Source organism: Almyronema sp. (assembly GCF_052168255.1).
In the GTDB taxonomy this organism is placed as follows: Bacteria; Cyanobacteriota; Cyanobacteriia; order Phormidesmidales; family Phormidesmidaceae; genus Sphaerothrix; species Sphaerothrix epifaneia.
The window spans coordinates 1,853-12,161 of sequence record NZ_JBQLZL010000047.1; the positions used below are offsets into that span (position 1 = coordinate 1,853).

The window sequence follows — 10,309 nt, forward strand, 5'->3', positions numbered from 1 at the left end:
TAAAAACGATCACCACCCCGATGAGAAACGCCAGCACAATCAGGATGCGGAAGATGTTGAAGATGGTGGTAATGACAGCCGGATCGACTGTTGATCCGCTGGTGCTAGAGACTGCGTTAGTCACCGCCTGCTCCAGATTGTTAAACATCTGGGCGTTGACCGGGCTAACGCCGCTGAAGGCTGCTAGAGCTGAGACTGCTACTACTGCGCTAGCGAGGTGCCAGCTCTTAAGCGGCAGTCCCCACCGGGTTATTTGACTGATGCTCTGATTGAGTACACCTAGGGCGATCGCGGGCAGCGCCATCACCAGTGCCACCATAACGGTGACGGGGCTAGCGTAGAGCATATAGCCAGCAACCGCTACGAGGGTAGCGATTAAGCCTAGTTCAGCTTGATTAAGGGCAATCTTGTTCCACAGCAGCTTGAACTGGAGAACGGATTTTTGCTTTTTAGGGGGTCGTCTTGCGATAGTCATAACTGCGTCATTGTCAATCACTTCAAATCGGTCATAGCTCTAGCTCTCGCTGCTTAGAGCGGCGGCGCGGCGTTCGAGAACGCTCCGCTTCTTTGTCAGGAGGACTTAGCTCCCGCTCTTTTTGGGTTAAAAGCTCGTTAGTATGGTTGCCTGGAATATTGTTTTGTTCGACGAAGATGGCATCTTCGCTGCCTATCTGAGCGCTGAAGACCTGTTCACCACTCTCTTGGTCTTGGCCGGTAATCTGCTGAGTGCCATCGGCCTGACGCTCAATGCTGAACTCATAGTCAAAACCAGACTCTGGGCTATTCCAGCGGATATGGCCGCGATCGCCTGCAAATTCATCTGCCGTCTGCGGTAGGCTTCTCAAGCTATCAACAAGCTGCTGACCCTGCTTGTACTCGCCGTATTCCTGAGCTGATTGGGGGAGTTGGCTGATGGTTTGAGCCTGTTCGTCACTCAGTTCATCGATTTGTGTCTGCCAATCTCCATCTGCTGCTTTAGTCGCTTCCAGTACGGTGCCGTAGTCTGGATCGGTGACCGTCAGCCGAGAATCACGCCCCTGAAAACCTTCACGCGATAGCTCAACAGTTCCAGCCGAGCTATCAAAGGCACTCGGTTCTGTCTCGCTCCTAAACTCAGTCCTTGCCTGAACGAAGTTTTCTAGTGATTGGGCAACTTCATCGCCAGTGGGTCTGCTGCCCAGTTCTGGTTCAACAGGTGATTGCGCGATTTCGCCCACCGCATTCTCCAGCGTGCCGAGGCGCTGATCAATCTGAGCGATCGCCTCATCCATCTGGTCAAGCTGCCTGCCGATAGGGGCTGTTGGATCAAGCTCAATTGGCTTAGCTTCTTCCATCTCTATGCCCAGGCGATCGCCAATAGCACTGATACGCTCATTGGCTAGATTCAGGCTTTTCTCGGTAGGTGATTGGCCGTTGGCTACTAAGTCGTTCCCAAGGGTTTGCGTCCCTATTCCCGGCTGATCTTCAGCTTGCTCAACTAAGGATTTTTCTAGCGCTGTGGTGCGATCGCCTATTTCTTCTAGCTTGTCGATTTGCTCCGTAGCGCGTTGGCTATGGGCACGGCTGCGAGCCTTGCGGACTTCCTGGCCGAACTTTTCACCTAGCTCCAACAGTCCGCCTGCAGCGGCGACGGTGCCACCAATAAAGGTCATACCGTCAACTTCAGGTGATTCACTCGATAGTCTTTTACCGGAGTGCTTAAGCTTTCGCCCTGTTTGTTGGCGATCGCGAGAACCTTCCTCCGCATCAGCCGTCTCTTGCATAATTTGCTTCATCGAGCGCTGGCGCTGCTTTTGGCGTTGCTTTCTACCCTCTTCGCTATCAGGCTCAGCCGGTTGCCATTCGGCATCAATGATTTGCTCGTTTTGCTCTGGTGATTGCTCTGCCATGATTTGCTCTATCGCATTCATCGAATAGGCTCGTCCGAGCTGGCTTCCGGCAAAGGCAATGCCCTCTTTCTTCAAGCTCCAGCCGCGATCGCTCACTTGGCTGTCGATGCCCTGCTTCTCTAAGAAGCCTGTGATGCCTTCAACTGAAGTAGCTTGCTCAATGGCGATGGCAATCGCATCTTGAAGCTGACTTCTAACAGTTGGCTCAGGCGGTTCTATACGTGGATGCTCTGGATCTTTGTACTGAGCTTGCTCGGTTGCGAGGCGGTGAACCTGTCCAGGTGGGTCACGTCGCTGCTCCACTTCCCAGCTATTCGGCTCAGAAATCAGCCCCATCTCTTGCTCCACTTCTCGAATCGCGTTTTGGAAACGGTAATAGTCCCAAGAAGTAGGAACGGCAGTGCCGTCTTCCCCGACCCGGTTAACCACCAAATGTAGATGGGGTCGTACCTCATCACTATCTGGATAGGTTGTGTCCTCGTGCAGGTAGCTGACAGCTTGATGCTCGTCTAAGCCAGTCTTCTCTAGAAACCCGGTGGCTAGCTGGTGCCAGTCCAGCTTGGATAATTCATCTTCCTCAGCTACCGAAATCGAGATGTGGTAGCAAGGCTTTTCAACGCGATCGCTCTTAGCTGCCCTAGCTGTCATTGCTTCTGCTACGGCAGTTGGGTCAATTGCCTGCCCCAGCAAAGCATCAATGCCTTGGGGTACAGAAGAATGGATAATCTGTGGCTGCTTATCCTCTCTCACAGCAACATAGCGGTGAGTGGCCCGAAAATCTTTAGTTGTCTGAGCATTGACAATAGCCATCGATTAACGTTGTTGAACTTCTAAGAAAAGCTGCTTCAGCTTCTCTGCAAGTAGGGCAAAGTGATACTCTAGCGGGTCTTCGTTTGGATCAATTTCGGCGCTGGGTCGAGAAAAAGTAATGTCTAGCTCTGCCTCAATCACAAACCTGAGAGCGAATAATTGAGCCTCGATAGACGACAGTTGCCGCCTAATAGCAGTCCAGGTACTCTCAGAAACTTGTTCATCTAAAGCCAGCGACCGCAAGAAGTCAGATAAACTAACTCCCTGCTCTCGTGCTCTCCCAGTGATTCGATCTTTTTCAGCGGATGTCACCAAGAAATGAATCTGATCGCTTCGAGTCAAAACACAAATGAAATTAAATTTAACCAGTTGTTATCCACTAACGATAAAACAAAATTACCGATAGCGACTAGATAATAAATCGGTCAAGAGTTAGAATCAAGGCAACATGTACAGACTGTGCATTGCCTGAACTAATTGCAATGATTTATAGAGCTAAAAATCTGTATTCAATTGTATTTATTTTGATTCAAGCGTATCCAAATTTATTCAAATGAATATAAACGAATAAAAATATATTCATCTGAATACGGTAAAAAATCTTAAAAATCCTGAAAAATATGTTTGCTTTTATCCTAAAGTCAAAAATCTGTATTCAAACGTATTCAAATATATTCAAATGGATTCAGATGTATTCATTTGAATAAAGGCAAAAATCAGCCTTTGTTTCATGTCTAACGAATGGATGATGTAATTAAATCTAATTTTAAATATTTTGGCTATAACTTAGAAAAGAATCAGCGATTGAAAATGTTGCAGGGAACACAAAATATAAAAATTGCCTTTGACCCTGGTAGCTCGGTTACGAAAGTTGTCTATCAAGTTGATAGCGGTAAGCCCTGTGTTCTGCTCATGGAACCTGAAGTAATTGAGGTGCCTGTTGAGTCAGTTGCGCAGCGAACTCATAGTAGTGCGGGTGTCATAACTCCGGCCAATGATGCTTGGTTAAAATTTCGTGCTAGAGATAATAACTGCTTTGCTGTAGGTTTTCTAGCCCAGCAATTTAAAGCTTCTATGCAACTTGATCAGCTCAAATATGAAGCTGCTATTGTCAAAGCGCTTGCCACCATCGGAGCTATTGTCCAACGTGAAGCTTTGGAAGGCTCGATTGACGTTCACCTAACTGTTCTACTTCCGCTAGGAGAGTTTGCTGATAAGGAGAAGTGTAAAAAACAACTTACTAAACAGGCTAGACATATTCACTTCAGAGATCAGCATATCCAGCCCAGATTAAAGAGTCTCATGGTTAGTCCAGAAGGGAGTGGGTTTGCGATGAAGCTCCTTCAAGAAAAAGGAGAAGACTGGTTCGTTCGACGCGAAGCAGTCTGCAGTCTAATGCTAGGTCATCGTAATAGCTCACTGCTAACTTTTAACCATGGTCAGATTGATATGAATGCTTCCAGCACAACTGACCTTGGTTTTATTCAGCTCGTTGACAAAGTTATTGCAAAAACCTCTGGCCAAAGTCGCCAAAGCTTGACACGCACTATATATGAGATTGGCAACAATATCTCTACTGAAAATTCTTTTCTCAGGAGTCTTGCTAAATCAAAGCAAACTGAAAATATTGAGACAGAAGTTGACCAGATTACCAGCGCTATAAAAATTGCTAGGCAAGAATACTGGCAACTCTTAAAAGAATGGCTCGATGGTATTCTGCCGACTCGAATCGACAGTCTATGTATTGGTGGTGGGACGGGGTACTATTTACGGCATGAAATTAAAAGTCACTTAGGCTGGGCTAACCCCTCATGGAGCACAAGGGACGTTGCAAGCACTATCACTGATGCTGTAAATCAGTTTGAAGATCCTTCACTGAAGCACAGATTAATTGATGTTTGGAATATTTTCAGTGAAAGCTTTAAATCTATAATTGAAAGCAATCGCGTTGCATAGGAGTCAAGATGGTTAGCAAAAATGGTGGTACTAAATATGACTTTGATCATCAAGTTCGATTAAGAGGCTTTAGGAATGCTAAGGATGAGATGTCGATTATTTTGCAACATTTTGAAGATGATTTGCCCTTTGACCTAGATATTATTGGTAGCACTAAGATTATGTTTGCCAAACGGCATCTGGTCTTTGTTCTCAAGCAAAAGGGTTATCCCAAGGAGGTAATCCAGCATATTGCTTATCAGGCTATAGGTTACTTCGAGGGCATTATCCGGGCTATTAAAAACGCGGCAGATATTAAGGATGAGGCAGAGCCTCTGCCTTCGTCGTTGTTTTTCTCTCCTGAGAGAGCCGAGCTAAAGAACGGTCGCAATAGTCATGATAGTAATAATAACAACTCTATTTCTGCTGCAGATGGGGCGCAATCTTCTAATGAGGAAGAAACTGAGAAAATTGGTCAAAATTTTGACCGAATGCGAACAATGTTTGAAGTGAACTAAAAGGTTTTTATGACTAATGCTAAGGAGCGAATAGATAAGAAGCTGCACTGCATTCACTTAATTAGTGGTGAAAAAGGCGGTGTAGGCAAGTCCTTTACTTCCCGTGTTTTCTGTGAGTATATGAAGTCAGCGAGTATAGAATACGCCCTTGTCGAGGCTGATAGTCAAATCGATGATGTAGGGCGTATATACGCTAAGCAGGCTGCTCAAAAAGCCACTATCACCTTATCTGACGACAGTTCAATGAGGACTGAGCCAGATGTTATTTTTAACCTGGCTGAGCAATATCCCACAATTGTTAATCTGCCGTCGAACACGCTTGATGTACTAGAGCGGTGGATCAACCGCGTCGGACTAATCAAGATGATGGAAGAGGAGTATCAGGGCAATCGTTTGGTAAAGTGGTTTGTCTCTGATGGTTGCTATGAGAGCATTCGTCAGCTTGAGCGCAGTATTGAGCAGCTTGATGGCGCGATCCCTCACATTGTCATTCTTAATGAGGGCCGCTTAAACGGACGCGATTTTAGCTACCTAGATGAAAGCGATATCTATCAGCGGGTCAAAGAAGCGTCTAACTTCATCACCTCTGTAGAACTGCCCTCAATGGAGTCAGGACTACAATACTACATCGACTCCCATGAACTAACGCTATCTGAGGCGCTAGAGAAAGTTGAGAAAGCGATGGGTCGTCTAGCTAAGCAGCGCGTCAAAACGTTTCTAGACAGGCTCAATGAGATGTTTGACACAGCTTATGCTGCCTTTACTGAACATCTGGGAGATAGCTCTCAAGAGATGACTTTCTCCCCTACTGATACTGAAGCGGATGGCGAAAATGACACTGGCTCACCTGATAACCATGACCCTGTGTTAGAAGATGAGCCTACAACTACCGAGACGCAAAACCAAGATCTCGTTGTTAAGTAGCTGGTTTCTCCCTACCAATTTAAGTAAATGACTTCGGCTAGTCGTGATACCGCTGTTTTTGATGCCCTGCTAGAAGGTGTTGATGCCGATACGCAGGCGAAGATCCTGCGCATTACCAATGCATTCGGGCTAAAGAAAGACGATCCGCTATTTCTCATAGCTTTGGCTAGTAGTAGCGTGCAGGCATTGCTAGAAGAGACTCCTAAGCAGCTTCAACACACCATTGAGATTGCCTGTCAGCAAGCCCTCGACCGGGTTGATAACTATGAAAAAGCAGCTAAGCGCGGTATCGAGCGGCAGATAGCTGAAGCTGTTAAAGAGCTAATCCAGAAGGCTGGAGCAAGTAAGGCCCAAGTGACTATCAAGTCGCTGATAGCTGCCGGAGCGATCGCCTTTGGCTTCCTCGGCTTGGGTCTACTTGGCGGTTGGGGCTACGGTCAGTGGCGGCAGTCGCAAGTGGAGATGGCTTCGGGTGAGCCGCGTCAGCTCACGCTTGAGGAAGCCGAAGCCCTAGACTGGGCGACCAGTGCCGAGGGACAGCTAGCAAGAAATATCGTCACCTGGAACGAAGATTTACTGGGCGGCGAGTGCCAGCAGCAGGTGCAGGAACTAGGCATCACCATTCAAATCGGTAGCCATCAGGCCAAGTCAGGCTTTTGCTTACTCTGGACGCAGCCACCCGAGAAAAGAGAATTCTACTCAGCTCAGTAGTGAGTGTATAAACGATGAGCCAGCGGACATTCAATCCCCTCAATATCTGGCCGAAGCTGCAGCGAGAGAACGAGTATATCGTGGCGTGCAAGGCCGCGCTGAGCGATCGCAACTTTGTGCTGGATCAGTTTCTGCACTTCACGCACAACCAAGATTTACCTATTTACTTTTGGAACAGCGCCTATGACACGTTGCAGCAGGTACAGCCCTGTGACTACAGGCGCAAAGTAGATTTGCATGACAGCGATATTGTCCTACCCAGCTTTAAGACTGAAGGCATTATCACCAGCGTTGTGGCGCTGGCTAGACCCGGCATCTTTGTACTGGAGGGCTTGCTCAAAGATGTGAGCGATCGCCTACTGCACGAGATTGAGAACGCCCATTTTGCCCTACGGCAGAGCGGCATTGAGCAATATGTGGTACTCCTTGACTCGTACTTAAAAATTCCGCTAGAGCTGTACCCACTGCTACCCGCGCTGGAATATCCGCTGCCGAGTCGGGACGCGGTGCAGGGCATCGTGGCAGATTTCTGCTGGGATGTGTTGGAGATGGAGCAATCGGAAGAAAGTATCAACGCCCAACGCCAGCTCGTGCAGGCATGTTCGGGTTTGCCGCGTGGCGAAATTGATATTGCGCTGCACCGGGCCGCAGAACGTTCCACTTTAGACAAAGTAGATATTGTAGACATCACCGAACTGGTGATGTCTTACAAAACCAAGAAGCTCCAAGGACGCGGCATCAACCTGCTGCCAGAGTCGGATGTGCCGGTGGCAGCAGGTATGGACTTGCTCTACGTCACACTCGATAAGGTACGGCTGCTCCTCCAGCCGGAGGCCGAGCAGCGCAACCTCAGACCGCCAAAAGCCATCCTGCTGTGGGGTATCCCCGGTACAGGTAAGTCACTGGCGGCGAAGCTAGCTGCCAAACAAATCGGCGGTACCTTGGTTTCGGCTGACTGGAACGGCTTAGTGGGTCGCACGGTTCAAGAGTCGATGAATAACCTGAACGGGTTACTCGATTTTGTTGATGAAATTGGCACTTGCATTCTGTTCTTTGATGAGTTTGAAAAAGCTTTCTCTGGCTGGGATAGCAGCGTTGAGGGTGGCGTGTTGGGTAAGCTGGCTGGACAGCTATTGAGCTGGATGCAAGACCATACCTCCCCGGTAGTGATGTTTGCCACTATCAACCACTTGCAGATGCTGCCAGCCGAGATGATCCGGCGATTCGAGTACGTGCATTTTTTGGGATGCCTCATGCTGGCTCACTCTGGGAGGTGTTCAAAGTTCACCTAAAGAAATACTTTGAGTACTCCTTTAGCGATCGCGATTGGCGAGTGTTGCTGCGAGAGTACCGGGGCTGCACTCCAGCAGAGGTCGCCAAGGCAGTACAGCACGTAGCCGATGCTTACTACTTCCGCGACATGCAGGGCGAGAACTTCAGTCCAGCTAAGCCCCAGCTTGAGATCGCAGATCTGATTGAGGAGCGGCAAAACTTCAGCCCAGCCTCAACGCAGCGGGATATTTCTGATCAGATTGCGGCGATTCAGAACCGGGCGGACTATGCCATTCCGGTATCGGGGGCGGATACTTCCCCGTTTGCGGTGCCCGCTCAGTCTTTGATGGGCATCGACGAAGATGCCATCCGCACGAGCAAAGAAGTGCAGGCAGACCACCGACTCAGAAGTGTGCAGCTAGGCGATAGCGATCGCCCAGAGTTCTAATGAAAGCGTTGTGGAAGTTTCTACTGATAGTTTGCTTAGCGATCGCGGCTTTTCTAGTGCCGTCAGTTCCGGCAGCCGCACAGCAGCAAACCCTGCCAGCGCTGGTTCAAACGCAGAGCGGAGCTTATCAGCAGGTCATCCCCGACTTTAACAATGTCTCGTTTGCCAGTCTGGGCAACGTCGAGCAGGGCGGCAACATCAGCTTTCAGGGAGTGCAGCGGCAGTGGCAGGCAGGCGATCCGCTTAGCGACGTGCTGACAATTGGCGATGTTTCAGCTCTAGGAGGGCAAAGCCTATCGCTGGGCCAGATCAATCAGATCACTGGTACCAACTTCTCCGAAGGTCGCCTGTCAACCTACCCGCTCATTCAGGAGCAGACCTTAGAAAACCTCACAGGTTCAATTCCTTATCTAGGCGATTACAAAGTAGGGGAAGTGGCACCTATCCAGCAGCTTCTCTCTGAACAGACAGGGCAGCTTGATTTTGGCAACCTCACCCTCAATCAATTCCTCTCAAATAACCCAGGGCTGAAAGACCTGAAGCTAGAAGCCACTAACTTAGATATCTTCAAAGTGGCTGACCTGCCCAATATTGACTCAGCTCAGATTGCCAACTTCAAAGGCTGGGATGAGGCCAAGATTTCTGACGTACCGGGCTTACAGCACATCCCGCTGAGCCAGTTCCCCAACGGCATCACGGGGCTAAACGGCATCGTCTCCCGGATTGATTTCATTTGGGGGCCAACGGAAGACCATCGCACTAATACAATCAGCGGCTCCTACCAGGCAGGCTTTGCGGTGCCCTGCTCAGAGGAAGGCAAGCTAGTGAGAGCGCCGGATAAGTGTGCCTACATTGAGCTAGATGACTTAGAAGACGAAGGCCGCAAGGTACAGGGTGGCTTTGAAGGAAAGCAGTGGATTAGCGGTAAGTATCATGAAGTCGAAGGCGGCTTTGGGCCGCTCAGGTATGTGCCCTCCCCGATGGGCTACTCAACCGGCTATGAACCGACAGGTCGGCATCCCTTTGGCTCCGTTTTCAAGCTGGTGGTGTGGGAGTCGGATGAAACCACTGACGAGGTGAGCTTCAAACTGTTCTTCCGCTGGTGTACCTACATTCCGGTTGTTGGTCGTACCTGCACCCCATATAACCAGTTTTCAATTCCCTGGCTGGACTACGAAGTGAATTCGCTCCTGTACGTCGGGCCGCTTGATGGTCAAGGCGGTGCCAGCACCACGCCAGCGCCGCCACCGGGGACGACACGTTATCCGGGGTCGCAGCTTAGCCCGATTACGACCGGACCCTGTACCGGCAAAACGATTGCAGGGGTGAGCTTGGACAAGCTGGCAAATTCACTGGCAGCAATCGAATCGAGAGGATCCGGCAACTATCAAGCGGTTGGGGTCTATGTGCAAACAAGCTATGCCAGTGGTCGAGCCTTGGGGCGTTATCAGATGATGTCGTACCTGCCAGAAGTGCAGGCGGCAGTGAAGCAAATATCAGGCGGGCAAGCATGGCTCAACCGTATTGAACGAGGCTATCGCCCCTCTGCCGCCGAGGTCAGTCGTTATTTCCCAGAGCCAGTTCAAGAGAGTGCTTATCAATCAGAGATGCAGCAGCTTTTCACGGCAGCGCAGCAGGAGATTGATCCGCAGACAGGTCGAGCCTTTACAGGTGGTCGTCTGATTGAGCGAGTGACGCAGATGTGGTTTGGGGGGCCAAGTTCAACGATTGACGGAGGTGGCTCTGATGAGCAGTTAGGGGTGTCTTTGGAGTAGAGCTACAGATGACTTTTGATATTGAAG

10 protein-coding genes are annotated in these 10,309 nt (G+C 49.4%); 7 read left to right on the forward strand and 3 right to left on the reverse strand.

What is annotated here, in order from left to right; genetic code table 11:
- From ACTS3T_RS11150 to ACTS3T_RS11160, 3 genes are all read right to left on the reverse strand, one after another.
- Positions 1–475: hypothetical protein (locus ACTS3T_RS11150; RefSeq protein WP_462934964.1), on the reverse strand; the 475-nt coding region annotated here is incomplete at its 3' end.
- Between the two features lie 31 nt (positions 476–506).
- A complete protein-coding gene (locus ACTS3T_RS11155; protein ID WP_462934965.1) occupies positions 507–2,699 on the reverse strand; it encodes a relaxase/mobilization nuclease domain-containing protein in 2,193 nt (730 codons plus the stop codon).
- A 3-nt stretch (positions 2,700–2,702) separates the two neighbouring features.
- Positions 2,703–3,041: a plasmid mobilization protein gene (locus ACTS3T_RS11160; protein ID WP_462934966.1), complete on the reverse strand. Its 339-nt coding sequence runs from the start codon at positions 3,039–3,041 to the stop codon at positions 2,703–2,705.
- 399 nt (positions 3,042–3,440) lie between these two features.
- Here ACTS3T_RS11160 and ACTS3T_RS11165 point away from each other — a divergent pair, with 399 nt between their 5' ends.
- The 7 genes from ACTS3T_RS11165 to ACTS3T_RS11195 are packed head-to-tail and all read left to right on the forward strand — an operon-like array spanning position 3,441 to position 10,282.
- Entirely contained in the window at positions 3,441–4,655 is a 1,215-nt protein-coding gene (locus ACTS3T_RS11165; protein WP_462934967.1) for a hypothetical protein, read from the forward strand.
- Positions 4,656–4,663: 8 nt separating this feature from the next.
- Positions 4,664–5,152 carry a hypothetical protein gene (locus ACTS3T_RS11170; RefSeq protein WP_462934968.1) on the forward strand — a complete coding sequence of 163 codons (489 nt, stop codon included), beginning with the start codon at positions 4,664–4,666 and terminating at the stop codon, positions 5,150–5,152.
- 9 nt (positions 5,153–5,161) lie between these two features.
- Positions 5,162–6,076, forward strand: a complete 915-nt coding sequence (locus tag ACTS3T_RS11175) for a P-loop NTPase family protein (RefSeq protein WP_462934969.1) — start codon at positions 5,162–5,164, stop codon at positions 6,074–6,076.
- A 27-nt stretch (positions 6,077–6,103) separates the two neighbouring features.
- Positions 6,104–6,787: a DUF6753 family protein gene (locus tag ACTS3T_RS11180; RefSeq protein WP_462934970.1), complete on the forward strand. Its 684-nt coding sequence runs from the start codon at positions 6,104–6,106 to the stop codon at positions 6,785–6,787.
- A gap of 14 nt (positions 6,788–6,801) precedes the next feature.
- The gene (locus tag ACTS3T_RS11185) at positions 6,802–8,079 is read left to right on the forward strand and encodes an AAA family ATPase (RefSeq protein WP_462934971.1); all 1,278 of its coding nucleotides are present in this window, start codon (positions 6,802–6,804) and stop codon (positions 8,077–8,079) included.
- Positions 8,061–8,507 carry a hypothetical protein gene (locus ACTS3T_RS11190; RefSeq protein WP_462934972.1) on the forward strand — a complete coding sequence of 149 codons (447 nt, stop codon included), beginning with the start codon at positions 8,061–8,063 and terminating at the stop codon, positions 8,505–8,507. Before ACTS3T_RS11185 ends, ACTS3T_RS11190 begins: the two co-directional genes overlap by 19 nt.
- Positions 8,507–10,282, forward strand: coding sequence for a M23 family peptidase (locus ACTS3T_RS11195; RefSeq protein WP_462934973.1), 1,776 nt, complete (start codon positions 8,507–8,509; stop codon positions 10,280–10,282). Before ACTS3T_RS11190 ends, ACTS3T_RS11195 begins: the two co-directional genes overlap by 1 nt.
- The last annotated feature ends 27 nt before the right edge of the window (positions 10,283–10,309 follow it).